This window comes from Tissierella sp. (assembly GCF_032104385.1).
Lineage (GTDB): Bacteria > Bacillota > Clostridia > Tissierellales > Tissierellaceae > Tissierella.
This window is the reverse complement of sequence record NZ_DAMCHJ010000010.1, coordinates 28,523-50,099: the sequence shown is the minus strand read 5'-3', so window position 1 is coordinate 50,099 and position 21,577 is coordinate 28,523. Positions and strand designations below refer to the sequence as shown.

Genomic DNA, 21,577 nt, shown 5'->3' with positions numbered 1-21,577 from the left:
AGGTGATTGATCCTACTATTTGGTATACTAAGGTAAAAAAGGTATATGAAGAATGGGAAAAAAGGTTTGGAGACTTTGAACTTTATCTTGAAACTTTAGCCCAAGTATATATAGAAGAGCTGAAGGGTGTTAATAAGACCTATATAGAATTTATAGCTAGTCAAGTAATCAATATTAATGGTGATATGGTTTATAAATACTCTAGGGATCAGATTGAATGGCATAAAAAAGAAGGGCATAAAGTGTTTTTTATTTCTGGCAGTCCAGATTTTTTAGTATCAAAGATGGCAGAAAAATATGGTGTTACAGAGTATAAGGGAACTATTTATAAGGTAGATGAAGAGAATAAATTTACTGGTGAAATAGTTAGAATGTGGGATTCTGAAAGCAAACAAAGAGTTTTAAATGAATTGATATTGAAATACAATGTAGATTTAGAAAACAGCTATGCCTATGGAGATACTACAGGAGACCTTTCCATGCTTAGAATGGTAGGAAACCCAGTAGCTATAAATCCAAACAAACCTCTTTTTTTAGCCATAAGAGGGGATAAAGAATTATCAAAGGAAATAGATATTATAGTAGAAAGAAAAAATGTTATCTATAAACTAAATCCAAATGTAGAAATATTATAAAAGTTTTAAACCTTAAATTTACAATTGCCATGGTTTATATTGTAATCTTATCGTAAAGACTTTTTTATAAAAATATATTATAATTATAATAAAAGAGGATATAATTCAGATGAGGCAATTACTTGCTAAATTATTTATAGGAGTGATGTTTATGAAAAAGTATTTATCCTTATTGATAATAACAGTGATAATTATATCTTTAATTGGATGTGAGAAGGTTATATCTAAAGACCAAGAAAAAAATGAAAACATATCAAAAAATGAGGAGTTAACAATAGCAGATTACTATCCTTTTAAAGAGAATACTATTATGGATTATGAAGGTATAGGAAATGAATATGCAGAGCAAAAGACTTTTATAGAATTTGCAGAAGGTAATAGAGCTCAAATAAAAATTATGAATTCAGGAACTAACTTTGTAAAAGTTTTAGAGTATAAAGGTGGAGAATTAACAGAAGTTTTTGCAGAAGGTGAATTTTATCATATTGAAAATATGTTAAATGCAAATACAAATAGTAATAATGTTATATTAAAAGAACCTTTAGAAGTTGGAAACATTTGGTCAAATAATGAAGGAAGTACAATGGAAATAACTAGCCTAGATAGGAAAGTAGAAACCCCTTCTGGAATCTATGATGCATTAGAAGTGACTACCGAGTTTAAAGATGGAGGTAGACAAAGAGAATATTATGCAAAGGATATAGGTCTTGTAGCAAGAATTTATAATAATGGTGAATTTGAAGTTAAAACTTTATTAAAAGAAATAGATAAGGATAATCAAGAAATGGATATATTGACATATTATCCAGTAGCAGGAGATATTGATACAGTATATATTGAACAGGATATAGAGTTTGGTACCAATGAAAGTATAGAGGATATTCTAGAAGATATTATGAAAAATCCCCCATCAGATAAACTAATTCCGTCTATTTCAAAGAATACTAATATAAATAAAATACATTTAAATAGAGAGTCATGGACATTAGAAGCAGATTTTTCAAAGGAATTATTAACAGATATGAATGCAGGATCTTCCTTAGAAATTGAGATATTAAAATCTATAGTGAATACATTAGGTAAATTTTATGATGTAGAGAAAATTTATATAACAATAGAAGGTAATCCTTATGAATCAGGACATTTTAGTATAAAGCCTGGTGAATATTTTCAAGTAGATGATTCAGGTGTAAAAGAGTTTAACAAGTAAAAAATAAGTATCATTTTTGGTGCTTGGCACCAAAAATGATACTTATTTTTTAAATACTTAATCCTCTTCACTTTTGCTGTCTTCTTTTTTAGCATCTTGATTTTTATCATTTTTTCTTTTTTGATTATTTTGATTATTTTGCTTATTTTTTGCCATTGCTACTATTTCACTCCCTTTTCAATAATTATCCTTGCATATATAGTATTACAAATAAATGAAATTTTACTCTTTAAATTATAAAAAAACTATAATTTAACAAAAAAAGAAAGTCTAAGCTTTCTTTTTTTCTAAATCCAATAAAAATCTAGATGGTTCTACCTTTTTTTCGCCTATATTATTTATAGTAATTAAAGATAAGTGATATTTTGCTCTACTCATTCCAACATAGAAAAGTCGTCTTTCCTCTTCAATTAATTCATATTTACCTTTTTCATAAGCTTCAATACTAGAAACAGAGGGAAAATCACCATCTACTAAATCTATCATATAAACTCTATCAAATTCCAATCCCTTGGCAGAATGGATAGTAGATAAAGTTACTGCATTTTTAGTACCTCTTGAATTTCTACATAAATGCTCCAAATATTTTAATCTATTTAGTAATTCATCTGAATTTTTACTATCATTAGCTATAAATTTCAAATAATATATAATGGTTTTTAAAATATCATAAGTATATCCGAATTTCATAGAGTTTTCCTTAAGATATTTTTCATACTCTAACTCATGTTCAATAAAAGTTATTGCATCCCTAGGATTTAGCTTTGAAAGTTTCTTGAAATCAAGCTTCAATTCTTTTAGAGTAGATTTATAGAAATTCGATAGACCAGGAAAATCCATTATTCTATCAAATACTGATAGATTATAATTTAAGGTTTTAGCATAATTAATTTGTCTTTTTGATATATATCCTTTCATTTTATAGTAAATATTTTCATAGATATTCATATTACTAGTATCTTTAGAAAAGATTATAAAGTTTATTATATCTTGTATAAGCCAATGATTGAAAAATCTAATCTTAATATCTTTCATGGTAAATGGAATTTTATTTCTTTCCAATAACTCAATAAGACCAATAGATGATAAATTATTTCTATAGAGTATGCAGCATCGAGAAAGTTCTCGAGTTTTTAAATCATTTACTAAATATTTATATTCTTCATCAATAGAATTAAACTTTACTATATTGATAGGCTCTATAAAGTTGTTATTAGTAGAAATATTTTTATTATATCTTAGTGTATTTTTTTTTATAAATTGGTTACAAACAGATACAATATTTTTTGATGACCTATAATTTTGCTCCATAAAGAATAATTTCCCATTAGGATAGATTTTATTGAAATTCAAGAGTCCCTTAGGATATGCCCCCCTAAATCCATAAATAGACTGATCATCATCTGCTACAATAAATAGATTATTCTTAGGACTTGCCAATAGTTTTATTATTTCTAACTGAACCTTTGAAGTATCTTGCCCTTCATCTACCTGAATAAAATCATATTTATTGCGGTATTTTTCTAATATATATGTATTAGACTTAAGAATTTCTAAAGCAATAGTTAGCATATCATCAAAATCTATCAAATTATTATCTTTTTTATATTTTTCATAAGTATTATAGATTGTTTTAAAATTTTCAATATCAGATTTATTATGTTTTAGAAATTCATCCACTGATAGCATCATATTTTTAATATAACCCATTGAATTTAATAGAGATTCTAATTTTTCCTCAGTAATATATTCTTGATTTGCTGCAAAATATATTTTTTTAATTACGTTATATTTATTAAGTTCATTCTTCTCTTCTTCAATCAATGTATATTTAACTCTATTAATATAGGCATATTCTCTGATTAAACCAAAACAAAAGCTATGTATTGTAGAGAATTGAATGGGAATAGAAGATATTTCTGAAAAAGACTTATTAAATCTTTCCTTCATATCCCTAGCAGAAGATTTACTAAAGGTTATTGATAATATTCTCTCAGGGCTTATTTTATGATTTAATATTAGATTGACTGCTCTATATATCAAAACCGTAGTTTTGCCTGCACCAGGTACTGCTAATATCAAGGCGGGACCTTCAGCATGATGAATAGCTTTTTTTTGTTCGATACTTAAATTCATACAAACACCTACTTTTAATTTTGTCTTATATATTTTAACATAAAAAAGAAATAAGTAGTATATCTATATAAAACAATAAAATCATTGATATATGGGTAATAATAAACTAGAATATAATACTGAGGATAATAAATATTTTAGCTAAAGGTGAAAAACATGAAAAATAAACTAAAGAGATTTGATGATGTTTTTATCGATTTAATTAATAGAAAGATGAAACATAGATATCTAGATACTATAATGTATAGAGCTACAAATTTAGGAGGTGCAGTATTTTCTTCACTTCTAGTATTGGTTTTAATATTTATAGGAAGTAGTCATATAAGACTTATGGGTTTTGAAGCACTAGGTGCTTTAATCATTAGTCAGGTAATAGTCCATGCTTTAAAAAGAATACTAAGTAGGGAAAGACCCTATAAGATTATAGAGCAACTAAATACCTTTGGCATAAATTTAAAGGACTACTCATTTCCATCTGGTCATACTACTGCTAGTTTTTCTATTGCTACCACTATAGCGTTTAATATACCTAAATTAACTGTTCTAGTATTTACCATTGCTATAGTAGTCGCAGTATCTAGAATATATTTAGGAGTCCATTATCCTACAGATGTGGCAGCAGGTATATTTTTGGGAATTGGTACTGCTTTAATAGTACATTTTTATTTAATAGAATATATTTATACCCTAGTAGATAATTGTGGTTTGAAATTATAGATTAGAAAATCAAAATAGTGGTATATATGATATAGACTAAATTAGGTAGGGGGTTTTAGTATGTTAATGACTAATTTTTTAAAGAAAAGAAAATCTGTTAGAGAATTTAAAAATAAGAAGATAAATCCAGATATATTGGACGAAATAAAACTATATTTAGATTCATTAGAGAAAGAAGATGGAACAAAAGGCATAAGATTTAAACTATATGAATATGGTGAGAAATTATATAAGGAATTAAGGGGAATTGGAGGATATTCAGGTGTAATGATTGAAAGTCCACACTATATAGGACTTGAGATAGTAGATGATAAAGATAGAAATGTAATTTATGGCTCATATTATATGGAAAAGCTTATAACTAAGCTAAACAATATGGGGTTGGATACTTGTTGGGTAAGTATAGGAAATGTAGATGATGGTATAAAAAAAGAAATATTTGGAGATATGGTAGGGAAAATTGATTATATACTAGCTTTAGGTTATGGCAAACCGAAAAATCCTTTTGTCAATGAAACATTTAGTGAAAGAATAGGCGTTGAAGAAATGGTGTTTGTTGATAAGATAGGAAACTCTCCAAGCACTGATGAGTTAGAAAATAGAGGTTTAAGTGATTTGTTTTATTATATAAGATTTGCACCATCTGCTTTAAATAAACAACCTTGGAGATTTTTACTTGATAAGGATAAGGTTACTTTGTTAATTAAACATGATGAAGGTGAAAAGCCAAATCTTATAGATGCAGGGATAATAATGTATTATTTTGAATCCCTAGGGCAATCAATAGGTTTAAATAATAAATGGGAATTAATAGAAGGAATTAAACAAGAAAATAATAATTATAAATATGTAGCAGAATTTAAATTATAAAGCACTTAAAAGTGCTTTTTTTTATTGACAAAAATCTTCAGAGGGCATATAATTATATTAACATATGAATAATTGTTCATATGTTAATATGTAAGTATTGGGGGATAAGAAATGAAAGAAATAGAACTAGAATTAAATGGATTGAATTGTGCTGGATGTGCGGGAAAAATTGAAAAACTATCTAGACAAATTGAAGGAGTAGAAAGTGCTAGGCTAGACTTTGTATCAAAAAAATTAAAGGTAAATGTAATTACAGATGATGAGTCAAATATAGTAGCTGAAGAAATAAAGAAAATTGTAAAAAGACTTGAGCCTCATGTAATAGTTATAGATAAAACAGATAATAAAATTCGTAGACATAACCATAACCATAATCATAGTTGTGACCATGATTGTCACCATGACCATCATGAGCATAGTCATGAACATGGTGAAATAAATAAAAAGGAAATCATTAAATTAATTTTAGGAGGATTATTATTTGTAATCCCATTATTTTTAAAATTAGATAGTGTACCAAGATTTGCAGTATATTTCCTTGCATATATTGTAGTAGGATATGAAGTTATAATAATAGCTATGAGAAATTTATTAGCTGGGATGCCCTTTGATGAAAATTTTTTGATGACTGTTGCCACAATAGGTGCATTAGTAATCGGTGAATATCCAGAGGCAGTGGCAGTAATGTTATTTTATCAAGTAGGAGAAATGTTCCAAGGAATGGCAGTTAATCATTCTAGAAGATCTATAAGTTCTTTACTAGATATAAGACCAGATTATGCAAATATTGAGAAAGATAATGATATTATAATTGTAGATCCGAGTGAGGTAGAAGTAGGAGATATAATAATTGTAAAACCAGGTGAGAAAGTTCCGCTAGATGGTGTTATAGTGGAGGGAGAATCTTCTTTGGATACATCTAATATTACTGGTGAGTCTGTACCAAGAAATGTTGGAATAGGAGATAAGGCATTGTCTGGAGTGGTGAATACTCATGGAGTATTGAAAATAAAAGTAGATAAAGAATTCGGAGAATCCACAGTATCTAAGATATTAGATTTAGTAGAAAATGCTTCAAGTAAGAAAGCGCCTACTGAAAACTTTATTACTAAATTTGCTAAGTTTTATACACCTGTAGTAGTATTTATAGCTTTAGCTATTGCAATATTACCACCATTATTTATAGGTGGAGAATTAAAGGAATGGGCCTATAGGGCATGTATATTCTTAGTTATATCTTGTCCTTGTGCATTAGTTATATCTGTTCCATTAGGTTTTTTTGGTGGAATAGGAGGAGCTTCTAAGTCAGGAATACTTATAAAAGGCGGCAACTATCTAGAAGCATTGAATGAAGTAGACACAATGGTATTTGATAAAACAGGAACTATTACGAAAGGGACTTTTAGAGTAACAAAAGTAAGAGCTTATGGTAACTATACAGAAGAAGAAATATTAGAATTAGCAGCTTATGGAGAAGCTTTTTCAAATCATCCTATTGGTAAATCCATAGTAGAAGCATATGATAAAGAAATAAATAGGGAATATATAAAATCATATAAAGAAATATCCGGGAAAGGAATAGAAGCAGATGTACAAGGTAAGAAAATTACACTTGGTAATAAGACATTATTTGATGAAAAAAATATCCAAATAGATAAAGTAGATTCCATAGGTACTGTAGTGTATGTAGGTAAAGACAATTTTCATATAGGAAGTATAATAGTATCTGATGAATTAAAGGATAATGTAGTTGAAGATATTAAAAATCTAAAAGCTTTAGGTATTAAAAAAACAATAATGTTATCTGGAGATAATGAAGATACGGCAAAGAAGGTAGGAAAATTAGTAGGTTTAGATAATGTATATGGTAATCTTCTTCCACAAGATAAGGTTAATATATTTGAAGATATAATAAATAAAAGTAATGGAAAGGTTGCATTTATAGGAGATGGAGTAAATGATGCACCAGTGCTTGCAAGGGCAGATATAGGTATTGCTATGGGGGGGCTAGGATCTGATGCAGCCATAGAAGCTTCTGACATAGTAATCATGACAGATGAAATAGGAAAAATTGCAACAGGAATAAAGATAGCCCAAAATACTAAAAAGATAGTAACACAAAATATTATATTAGCCTTAGGGGTAAAACTTATAGTTTTAATTTTAGGAAGCTTAGGCTTAGCTACTATGTGGGAGGCAGTATTTGCAGATGTTGGGGTCTCAATAATAGCAATATTAAATTCAATAAGAGCATTGAAAGTAGAGGAATAAGATTTCCTCTACTTTTTTGTCGTAAATGTGGTAGACTATATATAGTATAAAGTTTAAGAGGTGTTTTTGTTGATAAAAGAACATATTAGACAGTATAATTATGTGCTATTAGCAGAAAATGCATATATTAATAATAATAAAGAAAAATCCATAGAATTTTATAAAAAAGCTTTGCAATTTAGAGGTAGTATGGTAGATAATATAGCTATACTATATAATATAGCTCAAATTTATGATGAAATAGATAATGCGCTGAAATCCTTGCATACATATGAAAAAATAACCAAACTTGATTCTAGTGAAGCAGGAGCGTACTATGGTATGGCTATGATTTATGAAAAAATTGGAGATAAAGATAAAGCATTGGAGTATTATCATAAAGCAATATCCTTAGACAAATATTATGATAGAGCATATTATTATGCTGCTAATATTTTTGATGAAAAAGGTGATAAAAATAAGGCGTTAGAGTATTATTATAGAGTAATAGAAATAGTACCTGATGATTACATAACCTATAATAATTTAGGGTCTATATATGAGGAATTGGGGGAATATGATAAAGCATATACTATGATAGAAAAAAGTCTAAATATAGAACCAGATTATTATAAAGCTTTATTTAATATGGGAGTTGTTTATAAGGCTTTAGGAAATAATCATAAAGCTTTAGAATATTACTTTAAATCAATAGATATTAATCCTGGACATTCCTATTCCTATCTAAATATTTCTGCTATTTATATAGAGCAAGAAAGATTTAAGGATACGATTGAGTTACTAACAGAAGGGATAAATAATAATTCAGAAGCTCATGATTTATACTATAATAGAGCTTGCTGTTATTCAATACTAAATAATAAAGAAAAAGCTTTAGAGGATCTAAAAAAAGCAGTGATACTGTTACCAGAAATAGTAGAATCCATAAGAGTTGATAAGGATTTTGAAAACTTACGTGGTGAAAGTGAATTCATAAAAATAATAGAATAATAATGATATATGGAGGCAATTAAATGATTATATTAAAAACAAGTGAAGAAATACAAAAAATGAAAAGAGCTGGAGAATTATTAGCAAAGGTTCATAAAGAAATAGCAAAGATGATTAAACCTGGTATATCAACTCAAGAGATAGATAAATTTGTAGAAGATTATCTAAAGGAGCATAATGCTTATCCAGAGCAAAGAGGATATCATGGCTATCCTTATGCAATTTGTGCTTCAATCAATGATGAAATCTGTCATGGCTATCCAAGAACAGAACCATTAAAAGAAGGAGATATAGTAACTATTGATATGGTGGTTAACATAGATGGATGGTTAGCAGATTCAGCCTGGAGTTATGCTGTTGGTAATATATCAGATGAAGCTAGAGGATTATTAGATATAACTAAGGAAGCTTTATATAAAGGAATAGAGAAAGCTATTATAGGAAATAGATTGGGAGATATCGGTTACGCCATACAATCCTTTGCGGAATCCAATGGATATTCAGTAGTTAGGGATTTTGTAGGTCATGGTATAGGTAAAAAAATGCATGAAGATCCACAAGTGCCACATTATGGAATACCAGGCAGGGGACAAAGACTTGTAGAAGGCATGGTTATAACCATAGAGCCCATGATAAATATAGGAACATATAGAATGAAAATAGATGATAATGAATGGACGGCTAGAACAGTAGATGGTAAACTATCTGCTCAGTATGAACATACCATAGCTATTACGAAAGAAGGTCCAATGATTTTAACAGATCAAGAGCAATGTAATTAACAAAAAACAATTATATGGATGACTAATGGATGTAAGAAAAGATTTCGGAGATAAATCCTAGAATTGCTAAATGTTAATCGTTAATTAAGCATTGTAGAAAGGATAGGTGTAAAAATGAAAAAGGAAAATCCAGTTCAATTGCTAGGTAAGAAATATACGGTTAAAGAAGAAATTGCTAATGGAATTACCCATGGATTAGGAGTTTTATTTGGCATAACTGCTCTTATAGTTTTATTAGTTATGTCTATTAGAAAAGGTGATGCATTGTCTATAGTTGCTTTTAGCATATATGGAGCTTGTTTTATTCTTATGTTTCTATCATCAACTTTATATCATAGCATCACAAATGAAAGAGCAAAAAGGATACTTAGAGTATTTGATCATTCCTCTATATTTTTATTTATAGCAGGAACTTATACACCTATTACACTATTAACTATGACTGGGGTTCTAAGAATTAGTATATTAGCTGCAGTTTGGTTTATAGCCATATTTGGAGTTGTATTTAAGATATTTACTTTTGGAAAATTTGATAGATTTAAAGCATTTTCCCTAAGTTTATATATAGGTATGGGATGGATAGCAGTATTCACTATAAAACCAATTATTAGAATGACTTCAATAGGCTTTTTTATGTGGATATTAGGAGGAGGACTTTTATATACTCTGGGAACAATATTCTATAGTATCAAAAAGATACCTTATAATCATGCAATCTGGCATATCTTTGTTTTAGCTGCATCTGTACTCCATTTTGTAGGTATAGTCTTATATTTAACATAATTTTGGCAGGTGGTGCCCAATATCATTGATACAGACGGTTCTCCTGTCGCAACATTTTACCTTAGGGGGAGTAGTTAATGATAAAAGTTCTTATTGTAGATGACCAAAGTTTAATACGAGAAGGACTGAATATGATGCTTAGTCTTTATGATACCATATTTATAGTAGGGGAGGTTACTAATGGTAAAGAAGCTATAGAGATATTAAGCAGAGAGGAAATAGACTTAATATTAATGGATATACGGATGCCTATTATGGATGGAGTAGAGGCTACAAAACAAATTAAAGAAAATTATCCTAATACAAAGGTATTAATATTAACAACTTTTAATGAAGATGAGTATATTTTTGAAGGGCTAAAAAATGGAGCAGATGGCTACTTACTTAAAGACATATCATCTCAGGAATTAGTCAAAGCAATAGAAACAGTATATAAAGGGAATATACTTTTGCAACCCGATGTAGCTAGGAAGATGATTGGATCTATGGATCATAAGGCTAATATACAGGATAATATAGATAATACTATATTTAAAGAGCTAACTAAAAAAGAATATGAAATAGCATTGTTAATATGTGAAGGAAAATCCAATAAAGAAATAGCAAAAACATTATATATAGCAGAAGGAACTGTTAAAAATCATATAACTAAAATATTATCTAAACTAGAGTTGAGAGATAGAACTCAATTAGCAATATTGATTAAAGAATATAGTAAAGATATAAAAAGGCTATGGAAATGAACTGACCTCCCATAAGTTAGACCTAAAAAATCTAACTTATGGGAGGTCAGTTTAAAATCATAGCTTTTTTTCATTCTAAAATTTAATTTACTATAACTATAGTCATAGTAAATTATTTCTATAATAGAGACCTTAGTTAGATTTTTTATATTGTAGATAAGTATATACTTAAGATAAGAATATTTAGGAGGTTATTTTTATGAGAGAACTAAAAAGATCCCTTTATATTTTATATCCTTTCTTTTATCATTTACAGGATTTATATTTCCTATTTATGCTTCGTCCATAGGAACAAATATTATTTAAATAAGCTATCTTTACTTCAGATTTTCAATAGTTAGTATAATAATAGGACCTTCTGCTGTAGTGATGTTTTATAGGAGAAAATAAAAGAGGTAGGTCTTATGATTGTAATGGTTTTGTTTATTTGCTATATTTATATTAATAGATTAAATGGAGAAGAGAAGGTACCTAGAATAAGTTAGTGAGGAGTTAATATGAAAAAATTTGTTAAATATAATAGTTATTTATATATAGCCACTTGTATTTTAATAGGACTCGATATTATTTATAAATATATAGATAATACTACTCTTTTCTTAACTTTCTTTTCCTTATTTATAATTATAGCAATTAATGATTATATAAGAATGTTTTTATTTTATAAAAATGAAAAGCAATACTATTTATCTGTGTTTGTTTCCATGATAATAAGTAGCCTATTGACTTATAAAGTACAAGGATATTCTCATATATTTATGTTCATTATTTTATATGAACTGATTTTGTATACGGAAGGAAGAGTTTCAAAGTTATTTATTGGGTTGGAAATATTGATAGTTATGGTTTTAATCATATTTAGAGGTGTGGCTGTTGGGGAATTAATGACTATAGAGTTTTGGAGAAAAGGTTTATTTGATATTATAATGTCATATATAGGACTGTTATTTTATTCTCTTACTTTATTTACATATAGAACTTTAAAAAAAGAGAAGAGAGAAGTAGATAGATTAAATAAAGAATTAGAATTATCTTATAATAAACTAAAGGAACAATCAGAAGAAATTGAAAAATTGACTATAGCTAAAGAAAGAAATAGAGTGGCAGGAGAAATTCATGATAATTTAGGACATAGTCTAATGGCTTTAAATATGAATTTGGATGTAATTCATAAGATTATGGATAAAGATATAGGTAAGACTAAAAAATTAATTAATAAATCTCAGTTATTAGTTAAAGAGAGTATAGAAAGTTTAAGAAAGGCTGTTTATGCTTTAAAGGAAGAAAGAAATAGTACTTTATTGAATTCTATAAGAAAATTAACTGATAATATTGAGAGCACAGGAAAGATTAAGATAATTTTAAATATAAATGAAAAAGTAGAGGAATTGTTACCTGAATATAAAGATATTATATATATTTCTATAAAAGAAGCTTTAACTAATAGTATAAAGCATGGGAGAGCAGATAAAATTAATATAAATATAAAATTAGATGGAGATGAACTAGGAGTTGAAATTATAGATAATGGACTAGGATGTACTAATTTGATTAAAGGCAATGGCTTAATGAACATAGAAAATAGATTAAGAGATTTTGGTGGGAAAATGATTTATAATAGTGAGGAAAAACAAGGATTTAATTTAGAATTGATATTTAAAATGGGATTATATAAAATGTACTAATGGGGAAGGTGAGTAAAATGGCTAATATAAAAACAAATGCTATGCGTATTTTAGAACAGATGAAAATAGAATATAACGGTATTACTTATAATAGTAATGATGGAAAAATTGATGGAGTTTCAGTATCTGAAAAAATTGGTAAGGATCCTAAATTTGTTTATAAGACATTAGTAGTTCAAGGTCATAGTAATACTATTTATGTATTTCTTTTGCCTGTTAAAGAGGAATTGGATTTGAAAAAGGCTGCAAAAGCAGCAGGGGAAAAAAGTGTTGAAATGATACACGTTAAGGATTTATTAAAATTTACAGGATATATAAGAGGCGGCTGTTCTCCAATAGGGATGAAGAGAGATTATAAGACATTTATAGACATATCTGCCCTTGAGATAGATAAGATTATTGTAAGTGGAGGAAAGATTGGGGTTCAAATAGAAATGGAAACATCTAAATTAATTCAAGTTTGTCATGGTGAAATAGTAGATTTGACTATTAAAAAATAACTGTAGTTTTTGGTGCCAGGCACCAAAAACTACAGTTATTGATTGTTGACATACCTAGATTATCTATGTATAATTATACATAGATAATCTAGGTATGTTTTTTAGGAGGTGGAAAAGTGAAAATTGATAAGGGATTTATAGGAGGAAGTACTAATTTACTAATATTGTACCTGATCAAGGAAAAGGATATGTATGGGTATGAAATAATTAAAGATTTAGAGGTGCGTTCCGATAGCACTTTTAAATTTAAAGAAGGAACCTTGTATCCAGTATTGCACAAATTAGAAAATGAGGGATATGTTAAATCCTATATGAAAAAAAGTGAAACTGGCAGAGAACGAAAATATTATAGGATTACAGACAAAGGAGAAAAACAGTTAATTGAAGAAAAGAGACAATGGCATGTATTTTCAACTACTGTAAATAAAGTAATAGGTGGTGAAAAACATGTCTTTTCATAAGATGGATGAATTTTTAAAAGGTGTTCTATCATATATAAAATTTCCCTTTGATAGAGAAGATATAAAATTAGAGATGGAAGCTCATATATTTGATAAGATAAATTATTATATGGAGCAAGGATACGATAAGGAAAAAGCGGAAGAACTTGCTGTAAAAGACATGGGAGATCCTAAAGAAATAGGAATTCAGTTAAATAAGGAACATAATCCTATAATTGGGTGGCTTTGGAGAATAACAAATATAGCAGTAACTATTTTTATAGTAATTAATATTTTTATTATAGGCTCAATGACAATAGTTACAATATTTAATGGCAATCCAGTTAAAGAAATTCCAAGGGAAGATATAATTTATAGAATTGATATTAATGAAAAGGTTCAGATAGATGATATGGTTATAAAATTTACAAATGTAATTTATGATAAAAATGGGGAATTACATATCATTTATAGATATTATGATAAAAAGCTATGGGGAAGTGGCTGGAGTCTTGGAGCCATTGGGACTATAAAGGACGATTTAGGAAATGAATATTTTTCTGGTTCAGGTTCTAGTAGTGGAGGAATTGTTTCTAAAGGCAGAAGAAGTCTTAGGGATTTTCCAGAGAATGCTAAGACCTTAATTATTGAATATGATGAATATAATAGAAAATATAGAGTAGAAGTTCCATTAAAGGCAGGTGAATATAATGAATAGATTAAAGAAGACTATTAAAAATACTATAATTTTAGTAATTTTATTCTTTATATTCTTAAAGAGTTCAGGTCTTTATTTAATTCCCTTGTCAGCTCATAAAGCTTCTGAAAGAAGTGCACATTATGGACCATCTGAAGTTGTCCATATAGAGGACTTTGATAAAGGAAAATATATACTCTGTAAATATGATAGATGGTTTTCATGTAATACAATAAATAAAACTTTATTTTTCTTTTGGCGTATTGGTAATCAAGTACATGGTAGGGAAAATGATTTATCAAAAGCATTATCATATACCTGGAGTATGTCGGGTGATTATTATAGAGCTTATGGAGTTATTAATGATGATAGGATAAAGAAAATAGAAGTGACTCTAGAAAATGGAGATATACTTATACAAGATGAGTTTTATGAAGATATGTTTCTTATGACTTGGAAGTCACCAAATGATAGTATTATTGACTTTGCTGGAATTAGGGCATATGATGAGGATAGCAATATAATTTTTGAAGATATATATGGATATTAGAGCAATGATGATAATTTTATAAGGAGATACCATAATGACAAAAGTAAAAGATGAAATAAAAATTTTATCACCTCAAATTCCTGATGAATTAAAAAGTTTAAATATAGGAAATAGTCATATTGAAGATGAAGATTTTTTCAATATTGCTATTATCTCTGACTGCTATATAGAAGAGCAAAGGGCAGAAAAAGTAATATTTGAAAAGATTATCATCAAAAATGTTATATTTCAACACATTTCATTTAATTCCCTTGAATTAACTGATGTTAAGTTCATAAATTGTGATTTATCTAATATGGATTTAGAAGGAGCAATTATACATAGAGTAGAGTTTATAGATTGTAAAATGATGGGGGTAAAATTAAATAATGGAACATTGAGAAATGTATTATTTACTAATTGCAATCTTGATTACTCCATTTTTAGATTTTCTGACCTAAAACAAGTAAGGTTTGTAGAATCTCTATTAAATAATGCAGATTTTCAAGACTCTAAGTTTTCAAAGGTAGGCTTTTCAAATATTGATATGAAAAGAATACAAATGGTTGGAGTAGAATTAAAGGGGGTGGATTTGAGAACCTGCAATATGGAGGGAATAGGAGTAAGGATTGAGGATTTAAATGGAGCAATAGTTTCAAATATGCAGGTAATTGAATTAGCAGGGTTATTAGGGATCGTAATTAAGGAATGAGGAAAATAAAAATGAGCTAAATTACAAATCCTCCGTTGGGACTAATTATTTGCCCAGTTATGAAATCAGCATTATGTGATGCTAAGAAAAGCACACAATTAGCAATATCATTGGCAGTTCCTAATTTCATTAAAGGGGTGTTTTCTTTAAGGACATTTAATTCATCTTCACTATAGGAAGAAAGCATTTCAGTTTGAATAACACCAGGTGCAACGGAATTTACTTGAATATTTGAAGGACCTAATTCTTTTGCTAAGGATTTTGTTAATCCTATAATACCTGCCTTAGTAGCTGAATAATGGACTTCACAAGAAGAACCTACAATTCCCCATATGGAGGAAATATTTATGACTTTGCCTTTTTTCTTGGGAAGCATATATTTTAAAGCTGCTTGTGTACAGTAAAAAACGCTTTTAAGATTAACATTTATCATATTATCTAAATCTTCATCAGTAATATCTGTGAATAATTTTGATTGACTTATTCCTGAATTGTTAATAAGTACATCAATACTATTAAACTCTTTAATACAGAAATTTATCATGGAATTTACTTCATTTCTTTTGGAAACATCTGCTTTAAATATTCTGACAGATAGACCTTTATTTTTAAGTTTATAATATAAATCTAAGGCACTCTCTTCAGATTTATTAAAGTTAATCAAAACATTATAACCTTCATTTGCAAATAATTCTGCTATAGATTGTCCAATACCCTTAGAAGCTCCAGTTATAATTGCAGTTTTTGAAAAAATCATGAATAATATTCTCCTTTGTATATAACAGTTTATATTAAGTTCAAAAATTTATGTTTATATAATAATTATACTCCATATTTTAGAGAGATAAAATATAAACTTGGGGGTAAATACATATAAAAGTTTTATATTATTTAGAATAAGTTTGTTTCTATTGCCAATTACAGCTGCTGTAGCCAATGAATAATTAAACTATAAGTATAAATAAAAAAGTATAAATAAAAATAAATGTTTTTATTAAAAGAAAATATAATGACAATAACAAAAAGGGGAAATAAGTGATGAAGATAGATAGGCTGCTTTCTATTATAGTGATATTACTGAATAAAGAAAATATAACTGCTAGGGAATTGGCTAACAGATTTGAAGTTTCAGTAAGGACTATATACAGGGATATAGAAACTATAAATTTAGCAGGGATTCCCATAGTATCTAATCAAGGAAGAGATGGAGGATTTAGGATTTTAGATAACTATAAAATGAGCCATCAATTACTAACATTAGATGATATGATTTCAATTGCTATTGCATTAAAAAACATAAATATTTTCTCGGAAAATAAAAATATTGATATAATGATTGATAAAATAAGTAATATTGTTCCTAAGAATAAGAAGAAAGACTTTGATTATCATTTTAATGAATTGATAGTATGTGATTTGCCTTGGGGGTATAGAGTTAATTCAAAGGATAAGGAAAAGTATAAAATTATATATGAAGCAATAAGGGAAGAAAGGCTAATAGATATAGAATATAGAGATCTATATGGAAATATAACAAAAAGAAGAGTAGAGCCTATGAGCCTTGTTTTAAAAGGACTTAATTGGTATGCTTTTTCATATTGTTATTTAAGAGATAATTATAGACTTTTTAGACTTTGTAGAATACATAAGATTAAGGTATTAGAAGAAAAATTTAATCCTAGAGGAATAAGTTATGAAGATTTTAAAAGTAAAAGTATTTTTAAAAATAATATGGTAGATTTAGTTTTGAGGTTTTCTCCTGAAGTACAGCAAAGAGTTGATGAATTTTTTTATGAAGAAAATATAACAGTAGATGAAAATGGATATATAGTAGTTAAGATTTCATTTCCAGAGGATGAATGGGTTTACTCTATGATATTAAGTTATGGTGAATATGTAGAAGTCCTTGAACCGAAGTATATCAAAAATATAATCAAGAATAAAGTACAAAAGATTTATGAAAAGTATTAAACATGACATACTGTTGTCAAAACATAGTGATATTATGGGGTAAATAATAAAAATAAGGGGGACAATCTTATGAAACAAGAATATTGTCAAAGCTGTGGAATGCCTATGGAAGATGCTAACCTTTATGGTACAGAAAAGGATGGAAGTAAAAGTCATGATTATTGCACATATTGTTATGAAGATGGAAACTTTAGAAAGCCTAGTGAAACAATGGAAGAAATGATAGAAACTTGTGTACCTTTTATGAAAGAAAATGGAATGGAAGAAAAAGAAGCAAGAGAAATACTAAATAATTCCCTTCCGCACTTGAAACGTTGGAAAAAGTAAATACTTTATAGAATTTGAAACCTTTATATAACAACTATGTTACATAAGGGTTTTTTATTGACTTTGCCCCCTTAATCTGATAAAATCGTTTTTATGTCTAAAAAATAGAGAGGAGGGTTTTATATGGTTATTGTAGCGAATGAGTTGTCTAAAGGATATAAAATATCTAAGAGAAAACCTGGCATATTAGGTGGACTGAAGAGTATTGTACGTAGTGAATATGAAGAGATAACTGCTTTGAATAATATATCCTTTAAGATTGGGAAGGGAGAATTGATAGGATATATTGGACCAAATGGAGCTGGTAAATCTACTACAATTAAAATACTATCGGGTATATTAACACCAGATTCAGGAGAATGTAAAGTTCTAGGAAAAATTCCATATAAAGAAAGGGTCAGCTATGTAAAGGATATCGGAGTAGTATTCGGACAGAGAACTCAACTATGGTGGGATTTACCAGTTATAGATTCTTTCCAATTACTGAAGGATATTTATAAGATTCCTTTAGGAGACTATTTAAAGATTAAAGAGGAACTTGTAAAATGGCTGGATTTAGAGAAATTTATAAATACTCCAGTAAGACAGTTGAGCTTAGGTCAAAAAATGAGATGTGAATTAGCAGCATCACTTCTTCATTCTCCACAAATACTTTTCCTTGATGAACCTACTATAGGGCTAGACGCCATATCTAAATTGGCAGTTAGAGAATTTATAAAAAAACTGAATAAGGAAAAAGGGGTTACAGTTATACTTACAACCCATGATATGGATGATATTGAAACTCTATGTAATAGAGTAATTGTAATAGGTAAAGGAGAAATTCTTTTAGATGGTTCTTTACAATCCCTTAGAAATACAGTATCTAAAGATAGAAGATTGATTTTAGATTTTGATGAAGGCACAAATGGCTTTTCCATAGAAGGAGCAACTCTAATAGGTGAAGAAAAAAATAGACTTGTCATTGATTTTAATCCAGATATAATAACACCAGCAGATTTAATAACTAATTTATCCACTAAATACAAAATAAAAGATATATTAATAGAAAACCCTCCCATTGAAGAAATTATTGCTAAAATTTATGGGGAGTTTAACATATGAAGGCATTTATATCTATTATAAAGATTAGATTTAATCTATTGTTGCAATATAAAGTTGCTGCCTTAGCAGGTGTAATTACTCAATTTTTTTTTGGCATGATTATGGTCATGGTACTATTTGGTTTTTATAATTCTTCAAGTGGAGAAATGCCCATTGATTATAAAGCAGCTATAACTTATATATGGCTTGGTCAAGCTATGATTGGGATGTTACCTTGGAATGGTGATAATGAAATTCAAAATCTAATAAGGACAGGGAATATAACCTATGAGCTTATTAGGCCAATGAATTTATATAATTATTGGTTTGCAAGGGCTTTTGCTTTAAGAACTGCACCAACTTTACTTAAATCTATTCCTTTATTTATTATAACTTTATTATTACCAAAGGATTATGGAATGGAATTACCACCCAATGCTTTAGCTAGTATTGGGTGGATAGTAACTACCTTTGGTGCTCTTATGATTTCTTGTGCAATAACTAATATAATTAATATAACTACTCTTTATTCTTTATCAGGAGACGGAATACAAAGACTATTAATATCTATTGTTATGTTGTTTTCTGGAATGATAGTACCTTTACCATTATTTCCAGATAAATTAAGACGAGTATTAAGTTACTTGCCATTTGGTGGATTAGTAGATATTCCAGCTAGATTTTTTACAGGGGAAATTCCTTTTAGTAAATTACTTCAATATTTTTTATTTCAGTGTACGTGGGCATTTGTAATATATATACTAGGACAATGGATTCTAAATAAAAAGATAAAAGACTTAGTAGTGCAAGGGGGCTAGAATATGGATAGTATAAAGTTATATTTTAAATATATTAAATTAAGTATAGAATCTCAGCTTCAATATAAGGCCTCCTTTATTATGATGTCCATAGGACATTTCCTAATAACTTTTATTGATTTTCTTGGTGTATGGGTGTTATTTGAAAGATTTGGTGATATTAAGGGTTTTACTTTTGAAGAAGCAGCTTTATTCTACGGGATGGTTCATATTGCATTTTCTATTACAGAAGGTTGGACTAGAGGATTTGATACCTTTCATATATTGGTTAGATCAGGAGATTTTGATAGAATATTACTTAGACCGAGGACTACAGTATTACAGATTTTAGGACAGGATTTTCATATAATGAGAATAGGTAGGTTTATTCAAGGTCTTGTAGTTCTTATATGGGCAGTATTTAAGCTAAATATAGAATGGACTTTAGGGAAAACTTTATTATTGATAGGATCTATTGTTGGAGGAAATTTTCTGTTTTCAGGGCTTATAGTAATTCAAGCTACTTTATCTTTCTGGTCTGTACAAAGCTTGGAAATAGTAAATTCTTTTACCTATGGTGGTGTGCAAGCGGCACAATATCCTATATCCATATATAGACCTTGGTTTAGAAAAATACTTATATATGTTATACCCTTGGCTACAGTTAATTATTTTCCTGCTATGAATATATTGGGAAAGGTTGATTCCTTTGGATATCCTTCATGGTTGGGATGGATTTCTCCATTTTGCGGATTTGTATTTTTTATACTAGCACTACAAATATGGGAAATTGGAGTAAAGCATTATACTTCTACTGGAAGTTAATTTTGGTTAATTATCTTGAATAAAAATTATTTATCATGTAAAATTATTTAGAGTTACAAAATATTATTATTTACATTAAATAGCTAGAGGAGAATTATATGAGCAGAAACGTTAATTTAATAGAGGGAAATATTTCCAGTACCCTTACTAAGTTAGCATTACCTATTATGGGTACATCATTTATACAGATGATGTATAACTTAACGGATATGATGTGGCTAGGAAGACTTAGTACTAAAGCTGTAGCGGGTGCAGGTACTGTAGGTTTTTTCATGTGGTTTGGTATGTCTCTTGTATTAATTTCACAAATTGGAGTTAGTGTAGGAGTATCACAATCCTATGGAAAAGGAGAAATGGATAGTGCAAGGGAATATATATCTAGCGGGATAAAATTAGATATAGTTATAGGAATTATTTATTCAGCATTGTTATTGATATTTAGACACCAAGTTATTGGTTTTTTTAATTTAGGTGATTCAGAAACTATTCAATTAGCAATAGACTATTTAGTAATTATAGCTTTTGGATTTTTATTTCATTTTATTAATCCTATATATTCAGCTATATTTAATGCTTCAGGGAATAGTATTACGCCTTTTATTATAAATACTATGGGATTAATAACTAATATTATTTTAGATCCTATTTTAATTTTTGGTGTTGGACCATTCCCTAAACTGGGTATAAAAGGAGCAGCAGTAGCTACTATAATAGCTCAGATAGTTGTTACTTCAATATATATATTAGTATCGAGAAAAAATAAAGAATTATTTTCCCATTTACACCTTTTCAAATTACCAAAACTAGATTATCTTAAAAGGATATTTAAACTAGGGTTTCCTGCATTTTTACAATCAGGAGTTCATGCCTTTAT

At 28.3% G+C, this 21,577-nt stretch carries 23 protein-coding genes; 21 read left to right on the top strand and 2 right to left on the bottom strand.

Annotated elements, in window-relative coordinates:
- A partial coding sequence (locus RT714_RS10810) for an HAD-IB family hydrolase (protein ID WP_313757581.1) occupies positions 1–635 on the top strand: 635 nt, incomplete at its 5' end.
- A 151-nt stretch (positions 636–786) separates the two neighbouring features.
- Positions 787–1,845 carry a GerMN domain-containing protein gene (locus tag RT714_RS10805; protein WP_313757580.1) on the top strand — a complete coding sequence of 353 codons (1,059 nt, stop codon included), beginning with the start codon at positions 787–789 and terminating at the stop codon, positions 1,843–1,845.
- Between the two features lie 270 nt (positions 1,846–2,115).
- Here RT714_RS10805 and RT714_RS10800 read toward each other — a convergent pair whose 3' ends face one another.
- Positions 2,116–3,981 carry an ATP-dependent helicase gene (locus tag RT714_RS10800; RefSeq protein ID WP_313757579.1) on the bottom strand — a complete coding sequence of 622 codons (1,866 nt, stop codon included), beginning with the start codon at positions 3,979–3,981 and terminating at the stop codon, positions 2,116–2,118.
- Positions 3,982–4,137: 156 nt separating this feature from the next.
- Here RT714_RS10800 and RT714_RS10795 point away from each other — a divergent pair, with 156 nt between their 5' ends.
- The 13 genes from RT714_RS10795 (at position 4,138) to RT714_RS10735 (ending at position 15,700) form a co-directional block, all read left to right on the top strand.
- On the top strand, positions 4,138–4,698 hold the full coding sequence (locus RT714_RS10795; RefSeq protein WP_072975354.1) for a phosphatase PAP2 family protein: 561 nt from the start codon (positions 4,138–4,140) through the stop codon (positions 4,696–4,698).
- Positions 4,699–4,758: 60 nt separating this feature from the next.
- Positions 4,759–5,568, top strand: a complete 810-nt coding sequence (locus tag RT714_RS10790) for a nitroreductase family protein (protein WP_313757578.1) — start codon at positions 4,759–4,761, stop codon at positions 5,566–5,568.
- Between the two features lie 111 nt (positions 5,569–5,679).
- A complete protein-coding gene (locus RT714_RS10785; protein WP_313757577.1) occupies positions 5,680–7,839 on the top strand; it encodes a heavy metal translocating P-type ATPase in 2,160 nt (719 codons plus the stop codon).
- Positions 7,840–7,908: 69 nt separating this feature from the next.
- Complete coding sequence (locus RT714_RS10780) at positions 7,909–8,829, top strand: TPR end-of-group domain-containing protein (RefSeq protein ID WP_313757576.1); 921 nt, start codon at positions 7,909–7,911, stop codon at positions 8,827–8,829.
- Positions 8,830–8,852: 23 nt separating this feature from the next.
- Entirely contained in the window at positions 8,853–9,611 is a 759-nt protein-coding gene (map, locus tag RT714_RS10775; RefSeq protein ID WP_313757575.1) for a type I methionyl aminopeptidase, read from the top strand.
- A 114-nt stretch (positions 9,612–9,725) separates the two neighbouring features.
- Positions 9,726–10,394 carry a hemolysin III family protein gene (locus RT714_RS10770; RefSeq protein ID WP_313757574.1) on the top strand — a complete coding sequence of 223 codons (669 nt, stop codon included), beginning with the start codon at positions 9,726–9,728 and terminating at the stop codon, positions 10,392–10,394.
- A gap of 77 nt (positions 10,395–10,471) precedes the next feature.
- Positions 10,472–11,137: a response regulator transcription factor gene (locus RT714_RS10765; RefSeq protein ID WP_313757573.1), complete on the top strand. Its 666-nt coding sequence runs from the start codon at positions 10,472–10,474 to the stop codon at positions 11,135–11,137.
- A gap of 497 nt (positions 11,138–11,634) precedes the next feature.
- Positions 11,635–12,822: a sensor histidine kinase gene (locus RT714_RS10760; protein ID WP_313757572.1), complete on the top strand. Its 1,188-nt coding sequence runs from the start codon at positions 11,635–11,637 to the stop codon at positions 12,820–12,822.
- A gap of 17 nt (positions 12,823–12,839) precedes the next feature.
- Positions 12,840–13,322 carry a Cys-tRNA(Pro) deacylase gene (ybaK, locus tag RT714_RS10755; RefSeq protein WP_313757571.1) on the top strand — a complete coding sequence of 161 codons (483 nt, stop codon included), beginning with the start codon at positions 12,840–12,842 and terminating at the stop codon, positions 13,320–13,322.
- Between the two features lie 116 nt (positions 13,323–13,438).
- Entirely contained in the window at positions 13,439–13,783 is a 345-nt protein-coding gene (locus RT714_RS10750; protein WP_313757570.1) for a helix-turn-helix transcriptional regulator, read from the top strand.
- A gap of 1 nt (position 13,784) precedes the next feature.
- Entirely contained in the window at positions 13,785–14,480 is a 696-nt protein-coding gene (locus RT714_RS10745) for a permease prefix domain 1-containing protein (protein ID WP_313757569.1), read from the top strand.
- Positions 14,473–15,009, top strand: a complete 537-nt coding sequence (locus RT714_RS10740; RefSeq protein ID WP_313757568.1) for a hypothetical protein — start codon at positions 14,473–14,475, stop codon at positions 15,007–15,009. Before RT714_RS10745 ends, RT714_RS10740 begins: the two co-directional genes overlap by 8 nt.
- Positions 15,010–15,043: 34 nt before the next feature.
- Positions 15,044–15,700, top strand: coding sequence for a pentapeptide repeat-containing protein (locus RT714_RS10735; RefSeq protein WP_313757567.1), 657 nt, complete (start codon positions 15,044–15,046; stop codon positions 15,698–15,700).
- A 16-nt stretch (positions 15,701–15,716) separates the two neighbouring features.
- On the opposite strand, the gene ymfI is transcribed toward RT714_RS10735, so the two are convergent.
- Positions 15,717–16,457, bottom strand: a complete 741-nt coding sequence (gene ymfI, locus RT714_RS10730) for an elongation factor P 5-aminopentanone reductase (RefSeq protein ID WP_313757566.1) — start codon at positions 16,455–16,457, stop codon at positions 15,717–15,719.
- Positions 16,458–16,738: 281 nt separating this feature from the next.
- On the opposite strand from ymfI, the gene RT714_RS10725 reads away from it, so the two are divergent.
- The 6 genes from RT714_RS10725 to RT714_RS10700 form a co-directional block, all read left to right on the top strand.
- Positions 16,739–17,671 (top strand): YafY family protein, encoded by a 933-nt coding sequence (locus RT714_RS10725; protein ID WP_313757679.1) that lies wholly within the window; start codon positions 16,739–16,741, stop codon positions 17,669–17,671.
- A gap of 69 nt (positions 17,672–17,740) precedes the next feature.
- A complete protein-coding gene (locus RT714_RS10720; protein WP_313757565.1) occupies positions 17,741–17,998 on the top strand; it encodes a zinc ribbon domain-containing protein in 258 nt (85 codons plus the stop codon).
- Positions 17,999–18,121: 123 nt separating this feature from the next.
- Positions 18,122–19,102 carry an ATP-binding cassette domain-containing protein gene (locus tag RT714_RS10715; protein WP_313757564.1) on the top strand — a complete coding sequence of 327 codons (981 nt, stop codon included), beginning with the start codon at positions 18,122–18,124 and terminating at the stop codon, positions 19,100–19,102.
- Positions 19,099–19,899 carry an ABC-2 family transporter protein gene (locus RT714_RS10710; protein WP_313757563.1) on the top strand — a complete coding sequence of 267 codons (801 nt, stop codon included), beginning with the start codon at positions 19,099–19,101 and terminating at the stop codon, positions 19,897–19,899. Before RT714_RS10715 ends, RT714_RS10710 begins: the two co-directional genes overlap by 4 nt.
- 3 nt (positions 19,900–19,902) lie before the next feature.
- Complete coding sequence (locus tag RT714_RS10705) at positions 19,903–20,703, top strand: ABC-2 family transporter protein (RefSeq protein WP_313757562.1); 801 nt, start codon at positions 19,903–19,905, stop codon at positions 20,701–20,703.
- 98 nt (positions 20,704–20,801) lie between these two features.
- The coding region (locus RT714_RS10700) for an MATE family efflux transporter (protein ID WP_313757561.1) at positions 20,802–21,577 on the top strand (776 nt) is incomplete at its 3' end.